This is a genomic window from Flavobacterium keumense, from assembly GCF_029866485.1.
Classification (GTDB): domain Bacteria; phylum Bacteroidota; class Bacteroidia; order Flavobacteriales; family Flavobacteriaceae; genus Flavobacterium; species Flavobacterium keumense.
In genome coordinates this window covers 361058-381095 of record NZ_CP092332.1, presented here as the reverse complement: position 1 = coordinate 381095, position 20038 = coordinate 361058, and the positions used below count along the sequence as shown (strand labels likewise).

16 protein-coding genes and 1 pseudogene are annotated in these 20038 nt (G+C 34.3%); 10 read left to right on the top strand and 7 right to left on the bottom strand.

Features of this window, described 5'->3' with window-relative positions; all coding sequences use genetic code 11:
- Window positions 1-77 precede the first annotated feature (77 nt).
- The 4 genes from MG292_RS01620 to aat all read left to right on the top strand — a co-directional run bounded on the left by MG292_RS01620 (window position 78) and on the right by aat (window position 5147).
- A complete protein-coding gene (locus MG292_RS01620; protein ID WP_264534434.1) occupies window positions 78-644 on the top strand; it encodes a DUF3109 family protein in 567 nt (188 codons plus the stop codon).
- 267 nt (window positions 645-911) lie between these two features.
- Window positions 912-1889 (top strand): ribonucleotide-diphosphate reductase subunit beta, encoded by a 978-nt coding sequence (locus tag MG292_RS01615; protein ID WP_264534435.1) that lies wholly within the window; start codon window positions 912-914, stop codon window positions 1887-1889.
- 106 nt (window positions 1890-1995) lie between these two features.
- Window positions 1996-4422, top strand: coding sequence for a ribonucleoside-diphosphate reductase subunit alpha (locus MG292_RS01610; protein WP_264534436.1), 2427 nt, complete (start codon window positions 1996-1998; stop codon window positions 4420-4422).
- Window positions 4423-4511: 89 nt separating this feature from the next.
- On the top strand, window positions 4512-5147 hold the full coding sequence (gene aat / locus MG292_RS01605; RefSeq protein ID WP_264534437.1) for a leucyl/phenylalanyl-tRNA--protein transferase: 636 nt from the start codon (window positions 4512-4514) through the stop codon (window positions 5145-5147).
- A gap of 75 nt (window positions 5148-5222) precedes the next feature.
- Here aat and MG292_RS01600 read toward each other — a convergent pair.
- The 6 genes and pseudogenes from MG292_RS01600 to rplM all read right to left on the bottom strand — a co-directional run bounded on the left by MG292_RS01600 (window position 5223) and on the right by rplM (window position 9282).
- Window positions 5223-5785, bottom strand: a pseudogene (locus MG292_RS01600) (DNA-3-methyladenine glycosylase I).
- A 1-nt stretch (window position 5786) separates the two neighbouring features.
- Entirely contained in the window at window positions 5787-6443 is a 657-nt protein-coding gene (locus MG292_RS01595; protein ID WP_264534439.1) for a queuosine precursor transporter, read from the bottom strand.
- Between the two features lie 113 nt (window positions 6444-6556).
- Window positions 6557-7381 (bottom strand): translation elongation factor Ts, encoded by an 825-nt coding sequence (tsf, locus tag MG292_RS01590; RefSeq protein ID WP_264534440.1) that lies wholly within the window; start codon window positions 7379-7381, stop codon window positions 6557-6559.
- A gap of 109 nt (window positions 7382-7490) precedes the next feature.
- Window positions 7491-8267 carry a 30S ribosomal protein S2 gene (gene rpsB, locus MG292_RS01585; protein WP_264534441.1) on the bottom strand — a complete coding sequence of 259 codons (777 nt, stop codon included), beginning with the start codon at window positions 8265-8267 and terminating at the stop codon, window positions 7491-7493.
- A gap of 173 nt (window positions 8268-8440) precedes the next feature.
- Window positions 8441-8827 carry a 30S ribosomal protein S9 gene (gene rpsI, locus MG292_RS01580; RefSeq protein WP_229317674.1) on the bottom strand — a complete coding sequence of 129 codons (387 nt, stop codon included), beginning with the start codon at window positions 8825-8827 and terminating at the stop codon, window positions 8441-8443.
- The gene (rplM, locus tag MG292_RS01575) at window positions 8827-9282 is read right to left on the bottom strand and encodes a 50S ribosomal protein L13 (RefSeq protein ID WP_264534442.1); all 456 of its coding nucleotides are present in this window, start codon (window positions 9280-9282) and stop codon (window positions 8827-8829) included. The genes rpsI and rplM overlap by 1 nt, the downstream gene beginning before the upstream one ends.
- A 301-nt stretch (window positions 9283-9583) precedes the next feature.
- Between rplM and MG292_RS01570 the strand changes: the two genes are divergently transcribed.
- Complete coding sequence (locus MG292_RS01570) at window positions 9584-10612, top strand: LacI family DNA-binding transcriptional regulator (protein ID WP_264534443.1); 1029 nt, start codon at window positions 9584-9586, stop codon at window positions 10610-10612.
- 40 nt (window positions 10613-10652) lie between these two features.
- Here MG292_RS01570 and polA read toward each other — a convergent pair whose 3' ends face one another.
- Window positions 10653-13481, bottom strand: a complete 2829-nt coding sequence (polA, locus tag MG292_RS01565) for a DNA polymerase I (protein ID WP_264534444.1) — start codon at window positions 13479-13481, stop codon at window positions 10653-10655.
- Window positions 13482-13628: 147 nt separating this feature from the next.
- Here polA and MG292_RS01560 point away from each other — a divergent pair, with 147 nt between their 5' ends.
- The 5 genes from MG292_RS01560 (at window position 13629) to infB (ending at window position 19978) form a co-directional block, all read left to right on the top strand.
- Window positions 13629-14864, top strand: a complete 1236-nt coding sequence (locus MG292_RS01560) for a metallophosphoesterase (RefSeq protein ID WP_264534445.1) — start codon at window positions 13629-13631, stop codon at window positions 14862-14864.
- A 73-nt stretch (window positions 14865-14937) separates the two neighbouring features.
- Entirely contained in the window at window positions 14938-15234 is a 297-nt protein-coding gene (locus MG292_RS01555; protein ID WP_264534446.1) for a thioredoxin family protein, read from the top strand.
- Between the two features lie 168 nt (window positions 15235-15402).
- Entirely contained in the window at window positions 15403-15867 is a 465-nt protein-coding gene (rimP, locus tag MG292_RS01550; RefSeq protein WP_264534447.1) for a ribosome assembly cofactor RimP, read from the top strand.
- Between the two features lie 12 nt (window positions 15868-15879).
- Window positions 15880-17127 (top strand): transcription termination factor NusA, encoded by a 1248-nt coding sequence (gene nusA, locus MG292_RS01545; protein WP_264534448.1) that lies wholly within the window; start codon window positions 15880-15882, stop codon window positions 17125-17127.
- Between the two features lie 94 nt (window positions 17128-17221).
- Window positions 17222-19978, top strand: a complete 2757-nt coding sequence (infB, locus tag MG292_RS01540) for a translation initiation factor IF-2 (RefSeq protein ID WP_264534449.1) — start codon at window positions 17222-17224, stop codon at window positions 19976-19978.
- The last annotated feature ends 60 nt before the right edge of the window (window positions 19979-20038 follow it).

The window sequence follows — 20038 nt, the reverse complement described above, 5'->3', positions numbered from 1 at the left end:
AATAATGAAGTAAAAAGAGCTGAATTCTTCAAGTCCTTTGATTACATTTGCACTTCATTATTCAATATATGTATCCAATGTTTCAATTAGGAAAAACCATCGTTTCAGAAGAAATACTCGAGAGAGAGTTTGTTTGTAATTTATCTGCGTGTAAAGGCACTTGTTGTATTGATGGTGATGCTGGAGCTCCGCTGAGCGAAGAGGAAACTAAAATAATGGAAGAAATTTATCCTAAAGTAAAACCTTATTTACGTCCAGAAGGAATTGCAGCCATAGAATCGCAAGGAACTTGGGTAACAGGAGAAGATGGTGATTTTGAAACTACATTAATTGAAGGGAAAGATTGTGCCTATGTTATTTTTGATGGTACCACTGCTTTATGTGGTATCGAACAAGCGTATAATGAAGGAGTTGTAGATTGGAAAAAACCAGTTTCGTGTCATTTGTATCCTATCCGAGTAAAAGATTTTACCGAATTTACAGCAGTTAACTATGATCAATGGCATATATGTGACGACGCTTGTACTTTAGGCAAAGAATTGCAAGTGCCAGTTTATCAATTTGTCAAAGATGCATTAATACGAAAATTTGGAGAGGATTGGTATTTAGAACTCGAAAAAGTAGCTTTAGATTTTAGGAAATAGCACATCAAGAAATTGTAAATCTGAAAAAATTAAAATTTTAGAAAACCCCATATTTTATGGGGTTTTCTTTTTTTTACATTTTTTAAGCAATTGATATTGAGCAAATTAAAAATTAATTCAAAAAATATTTTAATAGTCTATTTTGTTAAAAACTAGAGCCGATTGTGAATAAGTTTGACTTTTAATAACCGCAATATTTCACAATCTTTGTAATCCCATAATCACCCCAAATTTTATTTTTTTTCAACACACAATACTAAAATAACTATGTCTACAATTGAACCAATTTTGCAAGAAAACAAAGATCGTTTTGTTATTTTCCCTATTAAACACCCTGATATTTGGGATTGGTATAAAAAGCAAGAGGCCTGTATATGGACGGCAGAAGAAATTGATTTGCATTCTGATTTGAATGATTGGAATAATAAATTAAACGATGATGAGCGTTATTTTATTAAGCATATTTTAGCTTTTTTTGCTGCTTCAGATGGAATTGTAAATGAGAATTTAGCTGAGAATTTTGTGAGTGAAGTACAATATCCAGAAGCTAAATTTTTCTATGGATTTCAATTAATGATGGAGAATATTCACAGTGAAACTTATTCTTTATTGATTGATACTTATGTGAAAGACGAGGCTGAAAAAAACGAGTTATTTCATGCTATTGAGGTTTTTCCAGCAATTAAGGAAAAGGCAGAATGGGCATTAAAATGGATTCAATCAGATTCTTTTGCTGAGCGATTAATTGCTTTTGCAGCAGTAGAAGGTATTTTCTTCTCTGGTTCTTTCTGCTCTATTTATTGGTTGAAAAAACGTGGATTGATGCCAGGTTTAACTTTTTCAAATGAGCTAATTTCTAGAGACGAAGGGATGCATTGTGATTTTGCGGTTCATTTGCATAACAATCACTTAATTAATAAAGTGTCAAAAGCTAGAATTACAGAGATTTTGACTAACGCTTTGGATATTGAAAGAAAATTTATTACCGAGTCGCTTCCTGTGAGTTTGATTGGAATGAATGCAAGCTTAATGACACAATATTTAGAGTTTGTTACCGATAGATTGTTAGTTGAATTAGGTTGTGATAGAGTATATAATGCATCTAATCCATTTGATTTTATGGATATGATTTCATTGCAAGGGAAAACTAATTTCTTTGAAAAACGTGTAGGAGAATATCAAAAAGCGGGTGTAAGGAACACCGATTCTCAGGCGCAGAAAATCACATTTGACGCTGATTTCTAATCTGACGTTATCTCGTATTAAATTACCGCGCAAAGGCGCAAAACAAATAATAACAAATACCCGAAATCAAGGAAGGGATTTCTTGGTTTCTTAAAACCACAAGATTATGTATGTAGTAAAAAGAGACGGTCATAAAGAACCGGTAATGTTTGACAAAATCACAGATAGAATAAAAAAACTATGTTATGGTTTAAATGATTTAGTTGATGCTGTAAAAGTAGCAATGCGTGTGATTGAAGGATTGTATGATGGAGTTACTACATCTGAATTAGATAATCTTGCTGCCGAAACCGCAGCTGCAATGACAGTTGCACATCCAGATTATGCACAGTTAGCAGCCCGAATAGCAATCTCTAATTTACATAAAAACACAAACAAATCCTTCTCAGAAACGATGAATGAGATGTATCATTATGTAAACCCAAGAACCAATCAAGCGGCTCCATTATTGTCAGAAGAAGTTCATAAAGTGATTCAGGAGAATGCTGAATTCTTGAATTCGCATATTATTTATAATAGAGATTTTAATTACGATTATTTTGGATTTAAAACATTAGAGCGTTCGTATTTGTTGCGTATCAACGGAAAAATTGTAGAGCGCCCACAACATATGTTGATGCGCGTAGCTGTAGGGATTCACTTGAATGACTTGGATTCGGTAATAGAAACGTACGACTTAATGTCAAAAAAATTCTTTACTCACGCTACGCCAACCTTGTTCAATGCAGGGACTCCAAAACCTCAGATGTCTTCTTGTTTCCTTTTGTCTATGCAAGACGATAGTATTGATGGAATTTATGACACTTTAAAACAAACTGCTAAAATTTCACAATCTGCAGGAGGAATTGGTTTATCAATTCATAATGTTAGAGCAACGGGTTCTTATATTCGTGGAACTAACGGAACGTCAAACGGAATTGTTCCTATGTTGAGAGTTTTTAATGATACAGCTCGTTATGTAGATCAGGGTGGTGGAAAACGCAAAGGAAGTTTTGCTATTTATTTAGAAACTTGGCATGCTGATATTTTTGATTTCTTGGATTTAAAAAAGAATACAGGAAAAGAAGAAATGCGTGCAAGAGATTTATTCTTTGCCATGTGGACTTCGGATTTGTTCATGAAGCGAGTACAAGAAGATAGCACTTGGACCTTGATGTGTCCAAATGAATGTCCAGGATTGTATGATGTATATGGAGAAGAATTCGAAGCGTTATATACTTCGTATGAAGCGCAAGGAAAAGGTAGAAAAACCATTAAAGCACGTGAGTTGTGGGAAAAAATTCTAGAATCTCAAATTGAGACTGGAACTCCATACATGTTGTATAAAGATGCGGCAAACCGTAAATCGAACCAAAAGAATTTAGGAACTATCCGTTCGTCTAATTTATGTACTGAAATATTAGAATATACTTCTAAAGATGAAATTGCGGTGTGTAACTTGGCTTCAATTTCATTACCAATGTTTGTGGAGAACGGAAGCTTCAATCACCAATTGTTGTTTGATGTTACTAAACGAGTTACTCGCAACTTGAATAAAGTAATAGATAGAAATTACTATCCAGTAAAAGAGGCAGAAAATTCTAATTTACGTCATCGTCCAGTAGGTCTTGGAGTACAAGGATTAGCAGATGCTTTTATCATGTTACGTATGCCGTTTACAAGTGACGAAGCTAAAAAATTGAACCAAGAAATCTTTGAAACATTATACTTTGCTGCAGTAACTGCTTCCATGGAAATGGCAAAAGAAGAAGGTCCTTATTCTACTTTCAAAGGTTCTCCAATTTCTCAAGGAGAATTCCAACACAACCTTTGGGGAATGAAAGATGAGGAATTATCAGGTCGTTGGGACTGGGCATCGTTACGAAAAGAAGTAGTTGAACACGGGGTAAGAAACTCGTTATTAGTTGCTCCAATGCCAACTGCTTCAACTTCTCAAATTTTAGGAAATAACGAAGCTTTTGAACCGTATACTTCTAACTTATATACCCGTCGTGTATTGTCTGGAGAATTCATCGTTGTAAACAAACATTTATTGCACGATTTAGTAGAACGTGGTTTGTGGAACGAATCATTGAAACAAGAAATTATGCGTCATAATGGATCCGTTCAAAACATTGATGTGATTCCACAAGATTTGAAGGAATTATATAAAACGGTTTGGGAAATGTCAATGAAAGACATTATTGATATGTCACGTCAAAGAGGATATTTTATTGACCAATCACAATCGTTGAACTTGTTTATGCAAGATGCTAACTATTCTAAATTAACCTCAATGCATTTCTATGCATGGCAATCAGGTTTGAAAACAGGAATGTATTATTTGAGAACTAAATCAGCAGTTGATGCGATTAAGTTTACGGTAAACAACGATAAAAAAGCAGTGCCAGAAACTGTAGTAGAATTGGAAGTAAAAGAACAACCTGTTGCAGTAGTTAATGAAGTAGTTGAAATGACTGCCGAAGAGTACAGAGCGATGATTGAGCAAGCGCGTAACGCAGGTCCTGAGGAGTGCGAAATGTGTGGTTCATAAAATGCTACAAATTCATATTAGAGCAGCCGTCATTATTGATGGCTGTTTTTTTTAGTAGTATATTTGTCTTAGAACAATTTAATTATTAAATGCATTACCTTACTAAAGACTTAGTATTTCCGCCTGTTTCTAAAGCCAACGAAGATGGTTTTTTGGCTATTGGTGGGGACTTGTCTCCTGAGCGATTAGTATTGGCCTACAAGAGCGGTATTTTTCCTTGGTTTGAAGAAGGAGATCCTATTTTGTGGTGGTCGCCTAATCCCAGAATGGTATTGTTTTTTGAAGATTTAGTAGTTTCAAAAAGTATGCGAAACATTCTGAATCGAGATTTATTCAAAGTAACTTTCAATCACGATTTTAGAGGGGTAATTTCCAATTGTCAAAAAATAAAGCGTGAAGGACAACAGGGGACTTGGATAACCAATGAGATGATTCAAGCCTATTGTAAACTGAATGAATTGGGTGTAGCTAAATCCGTTGAGGTATGGCAAGATGACCAACTAGTTGGTGGTTTGTATGGAGTTGATTTAGGAACTGTTTTCTGTGGAGAAAGTATGTTTTCTAAAGTAACGAATGCTTCTAAAGTCGCATTTATTCATTGGTCCCGATATCTAGAAGAAAATAATTATAAATTGATGGATTGCCAAATTTACAATCCGCATCTAGAAAGTTTAGGTTGTCGCGAAATAACTAGAGACCATTTTATTGAAATTCTGAAAAGCTAGACACAATTTCAATAACAAAAATCAACATGTAAATTGTACCTCGTATATCCTACCTCTTATATCGTATATCGTACTTTAGTTTGTTCTTTTCCAGCAATCTGCCACATGATCATCTACCATTCCTGTGGCTTGCATGTGAGCATACACTACTGTCGAACCTACAAATTTGAACCCACGTTTTTTCAAGTCTTTACTGATGGCATCTGAAAGTGGAGTAGTAGCAGCAATATCTTTTAACGTTTGTGGTTGATTGATAATCGGTTTCCCATCAGTGAATTGCCAAATATACTTACTAAAGCTGCCAAACTCTTGTTGTACTTTCATGAAAGCAATTGCATTTGCCACAGCAGATCGTACTTTTAACTGATTGCGAATAATACCCGAATCTTGTAATAATTCTTGAATTTTTGTTTCGTTATATATAACGCTATTTTTTGGTAATCAAATTGGTCAAATGCGGCGCGAAAGTTTTCTCTCTTTTTTAGAATAGTGATCCAACTTAGTCCTGCTTGAAATGTTTCTAAGATTAAGAATTCAAATAATTTTTGATCGTCATATACAGGAACGCCCCATTCGTGATCATGATATTCTTCGTAAATTGGGATGCCTACGCACCATTTGCATCTGTTTTTGTCCATTTTATGCTGGTATATCGCTGTCTAAATAGTTTTTTATAATTCGGTGTCCCCAATAAATTAGAGGTGTTAAAAGTATGGCTATTCCTAGTTTAAAAGTATAACCAGTTAAAGCGGAACCGATAAAAGTTTCAAAGTTAATTTTCCCAGGCAACCAAAACGCAACTCCCAATACAATGAAAGAATCAAATAATTGTGATATTACGGTAGAACCAGTAGTTCTAAGCCAAATTTTCTTGCTGCCCGTTTTGTTTCTAAAATACCAAAATACAGAAACATCAATTAATTGCGAAACTAAGAAAGCCATAATACTCCCTACGATTATCCACATACTTTGCCCAAAAACAGCTTGAAATTGTTCGTCATTTACAGGACTGATTCCTTTGGCGGCTGGAATGGCTATTGCTAAAAGTAAAACTAAAAAAGCGTAGGCAATTAAGCTGGCGGTTATAAAAGATAGTCTTCTTACTCCTTTTTCGCCAAAATATTCATTGATTAAGTCTGTTGTTAAAAACACCACTGGCCAAGGTAAAATCCCAATACTCATCACAAAAGGGCCAATTTGAATCAACTTCCCGCCAATTAATTCGGCAACCACGGCATTGGTAATGAAAATCCCTGCTAGGATTACAAATACGGTATCTTTCTTAGATTTGAACATAAGCTACGGGATTAGTTTCTCAAATTTAGTATTTTATTTTGGAATTTTCGGAATAAAAAAATCCCATTCGGTTAGGAATGGGATTTGTAGGAATAGATTAAACTCTCTTTAAATTATCCTAAAGCAGCTCTTTTGAATCCTGTAACAGTTAAGTTAGCATCCACTGATTTTACGTAAGCAGCAACATTCATAGAACCATCTTTGATGTAATCTTGATTTACTAAAGTGTTGTCTTTGTAGAAACGTTGGATTTTTCCTTTAGAGATGTTTTCCAACATCGCTTCTGGTTTTCCTTCAGCTCTCAATTGCTCTTTTGCGATTTCAATTTCTTTTTCAATGATTGCAGCATCAACACCAGCTTCGTTCAAAGCAATTGGGTTCATAGCAGCTGCTTGCATTGCTACGTTTCTAGCAGCTTCTTCAGCTCCAGCAACATTAGCAGATAATGCTACTAAAGTAGCAATTTTGTTTCCAGCGTGGATGTAAGAACCAACGAATGGGCCTTCTAATCTTTCAAAAGAACCGATTTCAATTTTTTCTCCAATCACTCCTGTTTGTTCGATTAGTTTTTCAGCCACGGTGATTCCGTTGAAATCAGCAGCTAAGAAAGCGTCTTTAGAATCGAAGTTCAAAGCTAAAGCAGCTAAATCTTGCGCTAATTTTACGAATGCTTCGTTTTTACCTACGAAGTCAGTTTCGCAGTTTAATGAAATCACAACACCAGCTGTTTTAGCGTCATTAACAACAGCGATAACAGCACCTTCTGTAGATTCTCTATCAGAACGGTTAGCAGCTACTTTTTGTCCTTTTTTACGTAAATTTTCGATAGCTAAATCGAAATCTCCGTCAGCTTCAACCAAGGCTTTTTTGCAGTCCATCATACCTGCACCTGTGATTGTTCTTAATTTATTTACATCTGCAGCAGTAATTGTTGCCATATTTTTTTTGATTTAAAGATTAAAAGATTGAAAAATTTAAGGATTTAATTATCAATTGTATAATCAATAATTTGTAATCTTCAAATCCTTCAATCTTAAAAATAATTGATTACTCTTCAGTAGCTGGAGTTTCTTCAGCAGGAGCAGCTTCTACTTCTTCAGCAGGAGTTTCTTCTGTTTCTACTTCTTTTTCAGATCCTCTATCAGAAAGACCTTCAATAACAGCAGCTGTAACTAAAGTTAAAATTTTATCGATTGATTTAGAAGCATCATCATTTGCAGGGATTACGTAATCAACCTCTCTTGGGTCTGAATTCGTATCTACCATTGCAAAAACTGGAATGTTTAATTTTTGAGCTTCTTTTATAGCGATGTGTTCAGCTTTAATATCTACTACGAACAAGGCTGCAGGTAGTCTAGACATGTCAGCGATAGAACCTAAGTTTTTCTCTAATTTAGCACGAAGACGATCTACTTGTAAACGCTCTTTTTTTGAAAGAGTATTGAATGTTCCGTCTTTCTTCATTTTATCAATCGTAGCCATTTTTTTAACAGCTTTACGGATAGTTACGAAGTTAGTCAACATTCCACCTGGCCATCTTTCAGTGATGTAAGGCATGTTTGCAGATTTAGCTTTCTCAGCTACAATATCTTTTGCTTGTTTTTTGGTAGCAACGAATAAGATTTTTCTACCTGATGCAGCGATTTTTTTCAAAGCTTCGTTAGCTTCTTCGATTTTTGCTGCAGTTTTATATAGATTGATAATGTGGATTCCATTACGTTCCATATAAATGTAAGGAGCCATGTTTGGGTCCCATTTTCTAGTCATGTGTCCGAAGTGAACACCTGCTTCTAGTAATTCTTTTACTTCAACTTTGTTTGCCATTTTTTGTACTAGTTTACGTTCTGTTGATTAGCAATGTATAGATGGCGATTACTCGGCTATATACATTTAGATGCTAAACTATTCCCTACCTCGGTAGGAGCAACAATAACTGTGTTTTTAAATTCAATAATAAATGAACGATGTCTTGCTCCATTTGAACAAGACAGGTACTATTAACGTTTAGAGAATTGGAATCTCTTACGAGCTTTCTTCTGACCGAATTTCTTACGTTCAACCATTCTAGGGTCTCTAGTTAATAAACCTTCTGGTTTCAAGATTGCTCTGTTTTCTGCATTTACTTCACACATTACACGTGCTAATGCCATTCTTACAGCTTCTGCTTGACCAGTTGAACCACCTCCATAAACATTTACTTTTACGTCAAAATTGTTAGCGTTTTCTGTCATAGACATTGGTTGTAACACTTTGTACTGTAAAGTAGCTGTTGGAAAGTAAGTTGCGAATTCTTTTTTGTTTACAGTGATTACTCCTGTTCCTTCCGAAACATAAACACGTGCAACAGCGGTTTTTCTTCTACCGATTTTGTGAATAACTCCCATTACTTAAGATCGTTTAGGTTAACAGTTTTAGGTTTTTGAGCGCCTTGTTTGTGCTCAGATCCTACAACAACATTTAAATTTCTAAAAAGTTCAGCTCCTAATTTGTTTTTAGGTAACATTCCTTTTACAGCTTTTTCTACTAATAAAGCTGGGTTTTTTGATTGCAATACTTTTGCAGTCAAACTTCTTTGTCCTCCAGGATAACCAGTGTGACGGATGTATGTTTTTTCATCCAATTTGTTACCTGTAAGGTTGATTTTCTCTGCGTTAATAACGATTACGTTATCTCCACAGTCCACGTGCGGTGTATAACTTGGCTTGTATTTACCTCTCAAAATCATAGCGACTTTTGAAGCAAGACGACCTAAGTTATGACCATCAGCATCAACAACAATCCACTCTTTAGATACAGTGGCTTTGTTAGCTGAAATTGTCTTGTAGCTTAATGTGTTCACAATTTTTATTTTTAATTAAACATTCCATCCCCAATAAAGGGGATGCAAAAGTACAATTATTTTTCTGAAATACAAATTGTCCTAAAATATTATTTCGTTCTGATTATCAGCAGCTAAAGGATTTGTTTTACGACTTGTTTGTATTTTTGTATTTTTTGAACTTCTTTTTTGATAAAATTGGATTAATTTTACCAAAAAGCTTGGTTTTTCAATGCTTTTATGAATCATAATCTTTTGGTCATTGGCCAAATCGCTTCATTCAACCGATTTTTTTCTTATTTTAGCATTTTAAACTCCACATATGAAAGCTAAAGCAACACTAAAACAAATCGCCAAAGAACTTAATGTTTCTGTTTCTACAGTTTCAAAGGCGCTGAATGATAGCCCCGAAATTAGCGAGCAAACTAAAATTAAGATAAAGGAATATGCTAAACTTAAAAATTACAAACCAAATATTATTGGATTGAATCTGAAGAATAGGAAAACGAAAACCATAGGTGTTATTATTCCTGATATTTTAAATTCGTTTTTTGCCAAAGTGTTTAGCGGAATTGAAAAAGTGGCTGACGAAAAAGGATATAATGTTATTATGTGTATCTCCAATGAGTCTTTAGAAAAAGAAGCACATACCCTAGAAATGTTGAGTAATGGAACCATTGACGGATTTATTTTATCAGTTTCTGAAGAAGCTCAAAAACAAAATAATTACGATCACTTCAAGGAAATTATCAACGATGGAACCCCTATCGTGATGTTTGATAGAATTGCTGAAGGAATTGATTGTGATAAAGTGGTGGTGGATGATTTTGATTCAGCCTTAGATTCTACCCAGCGTTTAATCGATTTAGGATGTAAAAACATTGCTTTACTCTCTTCTATAGATAACTTGAGCGTAGGAAAATTGCGATTCGAAGGTTATTTGAAAGCATTAGAAAAAAACAATATTCCAGTAAATAATTCCTTGATCATTAGAACAGATTCTGAAGAAGATTTAAAAGAAAAAATGGAATCTGTTTTTGCCAATAATAAAATTGACGGCATTTTCGCTTTAGAAGAAAATGATTCGGTTGCGGCTTTGCGAATGGGATTGAAAAAAGGATATAAAATTCCAGAAGAACTTTGTATTATTGGGTTCGCCGATGGTATTTTAGCTTCAAGAAGATTGTCACCAAGTTTAACTACAGTGAGTCAGCATGGAATTGAGGTAGGAGAAGAGGCTGCAAAATTATTGATTAGCCGTTTGGAAGACGATTCAGAACAAGAACCACCTTATGTGACTAAAGTTATTAAAACTGTTTTGAAAGAGCGTGAAACAACCGCAAGAGTATAAAAACTAAAAATCCATTCATTGAATGGATTTTTTTATGGTTTTAATGTGCTTCGAGCCAATCTTTTCCTATTCCAATTTCCACTTCCAATGGAACACTTAAAATAACAGCTTGTTCCATCTCGTGTTTTATCATTGGTTGAATTTTTTCTATTTCACTATTGTGAACATCAAATACCAATTCGTCGTGAACTTGCAATAACATTTTAGATTTCCAATTTTCTGCAATCAGCCTTTTGTGAATATTAATCATGGCGATTTTGATAATATCTGCGGCACTTCCTTGAATAGGAGCATTGACTGCATTTCGTTCTGCCGCGCCACGTACTACTGCATTGGCCGAGTTGATGTCTTTTAAATAACGGCGACGCCCTAAAATGGTTTGTACAAAACCTTTCTCTCGTGCATTTTCAATCTGTTCTTGAATGTATGATTTTAGTTTCGGATAAGTGTTGTAATACGCTTCAATTAGTGCGGCACTTTCGGCACGGGATAAAGAGGTTTGATTGCTTAACCCAAAAGCAGAAACACCGTATATAATTCCGAAGTTGACCGTTTTAGCGTGACTACGTTGTTCTTTGGTAACTTCCTCTAAAGGCACATTAAAAACTTTTGCAGCGGTGCTTTTATGAATGTCTTCTCCATGTTGAAAAGCTTTAATCATATTTTCTTCTCCGCTCAAAGCAGCAATGATCCGCAATTCGATTTGAGAATAATCGGCAGAGAGTAGCGTATGGTTTTCGTCTCGAGCAATGAAAGCTTTTCTGATTTGTCTTCCGCGTTCTGTTCGAATCGGGATGTTCTGCAAATTAGGGTTGTTAGAGCTTAAACGTCCTGTAGCGGCTACGGTTTGCATATAATCAGTATGAACGCGATGCGTTTTAGAATCCACTTGCAAAGGCAAAGCTTCTACATAAGTATTTTGTAATTTAACAAGTGAACGCCAATCTAAAATAGCGCTCACAATTTCGTTGTCTTTGGCTAAATAACTTAGAATTTCTTCACCAGTAGCATATTGACCAGTTTTGGTTTTCTTTTGTTTGGCTCCGCCAATTTTTAGTTTGTCAAATAAAATATCTCCCAATTGTTTAGGGGAAGCCAAATTGAATTTTTCTCCTGCAATTTCGTAAATGCGACTTTCCAATTGAGAAATATCGTCACCTAATTCTTTCGATAAAGAGTGTAAAAATGGAACGTCTAGATTGATTCCTTCTGTTTCCATACTTGCCAAAACAGTAACCAAAGGAATTTCGATTTCTTCAAATAATTTTTTAGTGTGTGTTTTCTCTAGTTCAGTATTGAATAGTTCAGAAAGCTGTAAGGTTACATCAGCATCTTCTACCGCATATTCTTTTATTTCCTCTAAAGGAACCTCACGCATCGATTTTTGATTTTTCCCCTTTTTGCCAATTAGCGTTTCAATAGATTGAGGTGCATATTTCAAATACGTTTCAGATAAAATATCCATATTGTGACGCATATCCGGGTTGATTAGATAATGTGCAATCATGGTGTCGAATAATTTACCTTTTACAGTAATGCCATAATTCGACAATACTTTTAAATCATATTTTAAATTCTGACCTATTTTTTCAATGTTTTCATTTTCGAAAAAAGGAATTAATTTTTCAATTAAAGGTTGAGCTTCTGTTTGGTTCTCAGGAAATGGAACGTAAAATCCTTTTCCTTTTTCATACGAAAATGAAATCCCGACCAATTCGGCGTGTAAGGCGTCTAATCCTGTTGTTTCGGTATCAAAACAAACCGAAGTTTGGTTTTGTAGGTTCTGCAATAATAATTTGATTCCTAAATCACCTTGAATAATTTGATACGAATGCTCCGTGTTTTTTAACGAATTGTAATATTGGTGACGTGTTTCTTCGGAACCTTCATTAATAGCACTTCCAAAAAGATCAAATTGTTCTTCAGTTTTAGGTTGTGGTTTTTTATATAATTTGGCTTCGTCTATTACGGGTGCTGTTTCTCCTTTTCTGAAAATGGCATCAAATTGTTCTGCCATTCTACGAAATTCCAATTCCTTAAATAAAGCATCTGTTTTGTCTACATCGGGAGTAGATAACTCGTAATCGGTTTCATCAAATTGAACGGGGCAATCTAATAAGATGGTTGCCAAAGTTTTAGATAAAATTCCTTTGTCTTTATTGGCTTCAATATTATCCTTCATTTTTCCTTTCAGCTTGTCTGTATTTGCTAAAAGGTTCTCCATAGAGCCAAATTCTTTTAATAATTTTTTAGCGGTTACTTCGCCTACTCCAGGCAAACCAGGAATATTATCCGCTGCATCTCCCATCATACCCAGGAAATCAATCACCTGTTCCGGTCGTTCTACTTCAAATTTTTCTAAAACTTCAGGGATTCCCCAAATTTCGATTCCGTTACCCATTCGGGCAGGTTTGTACATGAAAATATTTTCTGAAACTAGTTGCGCATAATCTTTATCAGGTGTTACCATGAAAACTTGATAATTCTGTTTTTCCGCTTGTTTAGCAATAGTACCAATTAAGTCATCCGCTTCGTATCCTTTTACCTCAATAATAGGAATGTGCATGGCACGAAGTAATTCTTGAATATAAGGAACCGCAATTTTGATAGCTTCGGGCGTAGCATCTCGATGGGCTTTGTATTCTGGAAAAATCTCATTCCGTAAATCACTACCTCCGTTATCAAAAGCAACAGCCAAATGATCTGGTTTTTCTCGTTTAATCACATCCATTAAAGAATTCATAAATCCCATAATGGCGGATGTGTCTAATCCTTTAGAGTTAATTCTTGGATTTTTTATGAAGGCATAATACCCTCTAAAAATTAAGGCGTAGGCATCAAGGAGAAAAAGACGTTTTTTAGCAGACATTTGTTTTTGTTCTAAAATTTGAATCCGTAAAAATAAGGAAACCGAACGAAAGTTTTCTTTTAGAGTTAAATTTTAATTAATTAAAGCCTGTTTTGTGCAATTAAGTTGTTATTTTGCCTCTTATTAATACGTTATTGTCCTAATTTAATGATTACTGTTTTACTAATCTTTTTTCTAATTTGGGGTGCTATAGAGTGGTTTTCCTTTCAGGCACTTCGAACACTTTTGAAACGAAAAAAAATGCTGGTGTTGTATCAAGCGATTTCACTCTTGTTGGCGGTTTATTTTATCTATTCTGTTTCTCAATTTGATCGTTCAATTGGTCAAACTAGAAAAACAATGATAGTATTAGGATTTGCATTAATGGTGTATTTACCTAAAGCAGTTTTGGCAATCGTTATGCTTACTGAAGATTTTTTCAGAGTAGGAAAAGGATCTGTAAATTATTTGGCAAAGAAGAAGAAAGATCAGCCTTTCTTTGCTTCACGAAGAAAATTTGTAAGTCAGATGGGTTTAGGATTAGCGTCTATTCCTTTTTTATCTTTGGTGTATGGTATTTTTGAAGGGAAGTACAATTTTAAAGTAATTAAGCAGCGTATTTATTTCCCGGATTTACCAGAAGAATTTGATGGGTTTAAAATCACACAGATTTCGGATGTGCATAGCGGTAGTTTTGATAATCCTGAAAAAATCAATTACGCTATAGATTTGATAAACCAACAAGATTCAGATATGATTTTGTTTACAGGAGATATTGTAAATACGCATGCTAAAGAAATGCTTCCTTGGATAGGAGTTTTTAACAGGATTAAAGAACATAAATACGGTAAGTATTCGGTTCTTGGCAATCATGATTATGGCGAATATGTGACTTGGCCTTCTGAAAAAGAGAAAGAAGCAAATTTCCAAGCTATTAAGGACTTGTATGGGCAAATTGATTTTAAATTACTTTTAAATAAACACACTTTCATTGAAAAAGGCGATCAAAAAATAGCTTTAGTTGGTGTTGAAAATTGGGGACATAATTTTAAAAAATTAGGCGATTTAGATAAAGCTTCTGAAGGATTAGACAAAAACGATTTTAAAATTTTGATGAGTCACGATCCAAGTCATTGGGACTATATAGTGCAACATCACAAGAAAAATTTTCATCTCACTTTATCGGGTCATACACACGGAATGCAGTTTGGAATTGAAATTCCGGGCTATTTTAAATGGAGTTTGGCACAATATGTGTATAAACAATGGGCAGGTTTATATGAAAATAAAGGCAGGTATGTATATGTGAATCGAGGATTTGGGTTTCATGCGTACTCTGGAAGAGTTGGAATTATGCCTGAAATTACGGTAATAGAGCTAAAAAAAGGGAATAATGTAGTGTAATTAGTTAAAAATGTTACATTTGTAAAATATTTGTCTCTTTTAAAGCAGATTATACTAATTAAATTTTTGGTTTATGTCAAAATTTGGAGAACTTATAAATGCACAAATTCCGGTGTTAATTGATTTTTATACCGATTGGAATGAGTCATCTGTTTCTATGCATCCAGTGATAAGAGATGTGGCAGCAGCACTTGGTGATAAAGCTAAAGTGATAAAGATAGATGTAGATAAAAATCAAGAGTTGGCAGATGCCCTCAGAATTAAGGGGCTCCCTACCCTTATGATTTATAAAGAAGGTCAAATGGTTTGGAGGCAGTCTGGTGAATTAGATGCTAATGCTATAATTAGTTTAGTACAAGAGCAAATCTAATGTTTTGAAATTTTTTATAATTATGTTTTATAAGAGTTGTTTTTTTGATTAGGAATATTTTTAAATCATTGAGTATTCAAAATATTAAAAAAAGTTTTATATTTGCATCGTTATTTATTAAAAAATCTAGATAATGAGGGGACGAAAGTCCCCTCTTTTTATACAATTATGACATTCAAAGAAAAGGTAAAAACAATATTGGAAGATTGTCTAGAAAACAAACCAACTCTTTTTTTAATTGACTTTACAATTACAGAAGCCTTTAAAATTAGTGTCAACTTAGATGGAGATAATGGGGTGATGCTACAAGATTGTATCGATGTGAGTCGTGCAATTGAAGAAAATTTGGATAGAGAAGAACAAGATTTTTCTTTGGAGGTCGCTTCTGTGGGCATTGGATCTCCTCTAAAATTAGTAAGACAGTATAAAAAAAATATAGGTAGAACCTTGATAGTGAAGACATCAACAGAAAATATCGAAGCAGAATTAGTACAAGCTAATGATGAATTCGTAACTTTGTCTTGGCAAGCAAGAGAACCTAAAAAACTAGGAAAAGGAAAAGAAACAGTTCAAAAAATAGTAGAACTTCCTTATACAGATATTAAAGAAGCAATTGTTACAGTAACATTTTAATAGAAAATTCGCATGGAAAATTTAGCATTAATCGATTCATTTTCAGAGTTTAAAGATGATAAACTTATTGATCGTGTAACGCTTATGGCAATATTGGAAGATGTATTTAGAAATGCATTAAAGAAAAAATATGGATCAGATGATAATTTTGATATTATAATCAATCCAGATAAAGGAGATATGGAAATCTGGAGACGAAGAGTTATTGTTGCCGATGACGATTTAGATCTTGAAAATGAAGAAATAACATTAACTGAAGCAAGAAAAATTGAAGCAGACTTTGAAATTGGTGAAGAAGTTTCCGAGGAAGTAAAATTAGTTGATTTAGGAAGAAGAGCCATTTTGGCATTGCGTCAAAATTTGATTTCTAAAATTCATGAGCATGATAATACAAATCTATATAAGCAATTTAAAGATATTATAGGAGAAATTTACACTGCCGAAGTACATCACGTAAGGCCTAAGGTTGTTATTTTGGTGGATGACGAAGGTAACGAAATTGTATTGCCAAAAGAAAAACAGATTCCTTCTGATTTTTTCCGAAAAGGAGATAATGTGCGAGGGATTATTGAAAGCGTTGAATTAAAAGGTAACAAGCCTCAAATTATTATGTCTCGAACATCAGATAAATTTTTAGAGAAATTATTTGAACAAGAGATTCCGGAAGTTTTTGACGGTTTAATTATGGTTAAAAATGTGGTAAGAATTCCAGGAGAAAAAGCTAAAGTAGCTGTAGATTCATATGATGATAGAATTGATCCAGTGGGTGCTTGTGTTGGAATGAAAGGGTCTCGTATTCACGGGATAGTTCGTGAATTAGGGAATGAGAATATAGATGTAATTAATTACACAAATAATATTCAGCTATATATTACACGTGCTTTAAGTCCAGCAAAGATTTCTTCAGTAAAAATTAATGAAGAAACCAAAAGAGCTGAGGTTTTCTTGAAATTAGAAGAAGTTTCAAAAGCAATCGGAAGAGGAGGACATAATATTAAATTAGCAGGTTTGTTGACAGGCTATGAATTAGATGTTATTAGAGAGGGAGTTTCTGACAATGGTGAAGAGGATGATATTGAATTAACTGAGTTTTCAGACGAAATTGACGAGTGGATTATTGACGAATTTGCTAAAATAGGGCTAGATACTGCTAGAAGTGTCTTGAACCAAGATATTGAGGATTTAGTTAGAAGAACAGATCTAGAAGAAGAAACAATTATAGATGTAATCAAAATATTAAAAGAAGAGTTTGATAATTAATCAAACAATTTAAATAGCTTAACTTTAATTTTTTTCTTTGATTAGAAGGTTTTAGCTCAAAAAACACAACTAAAAGATAATAATAAAAAAATTTATGTCTGAAGAGAGAGTAATAAGAATAAACAAGGTTTTAAGGGAATTAAACATTTCGTTAGAAAGAGCAGTCGACTATCTAAAAGATAAAGGAATTGCTATTGATGCAAATCCAAATGCAAAAATTTCTGAACGTGAATTTAGTATTCTACAAAGTCAGTTTGCCGGCGATAAGGGAAATAAGGAGGCTTCTAAAGAAGTAAGTGAGGAGAAGAAAAAGGAAAAAGAAGCACTACGTATTCAGCGTGAACAGGAAATAGAAGACAAACGCAGACAAGAAGAACAACGTCAAGAAGTTATCAAAGCAAAAGCAGTTGTAACAGGTCCTGTACAAGTAGGCAAAATAGAATTAAACCCTAAAAAAACCCTAGGTTCGTCTTCGGATGAAGTAGATAAATCTGAAGTTGCTAATGCGACTAGTTCTCTAGACAAGAAGGAAAAAAAGCAAGTTATTGAAGAAAATGTTAAGGTAGACAACAATTCAATTGTTTCAAAAGAAGAAATTAAAATTGAATCGTCTTTAGATGAAACAATAACAACACAATATCAAAAATTATCAGGAGCTACTTTGACAGGTCAGACAATTGACCTGTCTCAGTTCAATAAACCTAAAAAGAAAAAAGAAGATCCTAAAATTACTCCAAACAAACCAGGACTACCAGGTGTTGGTGCTAATGCAGGTAAAAATAAAAGGAAAAGAATTGTAGCTAAGCCATCAACATCAGGTGAGCCAGGAGCTACAAATCCGAATAAAATCATTCCAAATACTGGAGGAGGTTTCAATGCAAATAGAGGAGGTAAACCTGGTTTTATAAAAGGGAACAGACCTGCTGTTGTTGCAAAAGTAGAACCGACTGAGGAAGAAGTTAAAAATCAAATCCGTGAGACTTTAGAAAAACTTCAAGGAAAGGGAGGTAAATCTAAAGCTGCAAAATACAGAAGAGATAAAAGAGATACGCACCGACAAAAATCAGACGAAGAGCAAAGAGCTTTAGACGAAGGTAGTAAGACAATTAAAGTTACTGAATTTGTTACGGTTGGTGAAATCGCAATTATGATGGATGTACCTATTACTAAAGTAATTGGTACGTGTATGTCGCTTGGAATTATGGTAACAATGAACCAACGATTGGACGCTGAAACATTAACAATTGTAGCTGATGAATTTGGATATGATGTTGAATTTATTACTGTAGATATTGAAGAAGCAATCGAAGTTGTTGAAGACAAAGCAGAAGATTTAGTAACTAGAGCTCCAATTGTTACTGTAATGGGACATGTTGATCATGGTAAAACCTCATTGTTAGATTACATTCGTAAAGAAAATGTAATTGCAGGAGAATCAGGCGGAATAACACAGCATATTGGAGCATACGGTGTTACACTAGACAATGGTCAAAAAATAGCTTTTTTAGATACTCCTGGACACGAAGCATTTACTGCTATGCGTGCTCGTGGTGCTCAAGTTACAGATATCGCTATTATTGTAATCGCGGCAGATGACGACATTATGCCACAAACGAAAGAAGCTATAAGTCATGCTCAAGCTGCTGGAGTTCCAATTATTTTTGCAATAAATAAGGTAGATAAACCAAACGCTAATCCAGATAAAATTAAAGAAAGATTAGCCGGGATGAATTTATTAGTAGAAGATTGGGGAGGTAAAATCCAATCGCATGATATTTCTGCAAAAACAGGGTTGGGAGTAAAAGAGTTGTTGGAAAAAGTACTACTTGAGGCAGAGATTTTAGATTTGAAATCTAATCCAAATAAATTGGCTCAAGGTACAGTTGTTGAAGCGTATTTAGATAAAGGAAAAGGATACGTGTCTACTTTATTGGTACAGCATGGAACTTTGAGAATTGGAGATTACATGTTGGCTGGAAAACATCATGGTAAAATTAAAGCCATGCACGATGAAAGAGGGCATGTAGTTAAAGAAGCAGGTCCTTCAACACCAGTATCTGTGTTAGGTTTGGATGGAGCGGCGACTGCAGGAGATAAGTTCAATATTTTTGAAGATGAAAAAGAAGCCAAACAAATAGCTTCAAAACGTTCACAATTGATGCGTGAACAATCGGTAAGAACTCAACGTCATATTACGTTAGATGAGATTGGACGAAGAATCGCTTTAGGACAATTTAAAGAATTGAATGTAATTCTTAAAGGAGACGTTGACGGTTCTGTTGAAGCATTGTCAGATTCGTTCTCTAAATTATCTACCGAAGAAGTTCAAATCAATATTATTCATAAAGGAGTTGGTGCAATTACAGAAACGGATGTTATGTTAGCTTCTGCTTCAGATGCAATTATTATTGGGTTTAACGTTCGTCCAGCAGGGAATGCAAGACAATTAGCAGATAAAGAAGAAATTGATATCCGTTATTATTCAATTATATATGCAGCTATTGATGACTTAAAAGATGCTATGGAAGGCATGTTAGCTCCAGAAATGAAAGAGGAAGTGTTGGGAACTGCTGAAATTAGAGAGATATTTAAGATTTCCAAAGTAGGGTCAATTGCGGGATGTATGGTAACAGACGGCAAAATTACAAGAGTAGCTAAGGTTAGGGTAGTGAGAGAAGGTGTGGTTGTATTTGATGGTGAATTAACAGCGTTAAAACGATTTAAAGATGATGTTAAGGAGGTTACAAAAGGATATGACTGTGGAATCCAAATTAAAGGATTTAATGATATTGAGGTGAATGATGTTATTGAAGCTTATCATGAAGTTGCTATTAAAAAGAAATTGAAATAGTTTCTTATCAAGTATAAAAAAACCCGGAAAATCCGGGTTTTTTTATACTTGATAAACTGA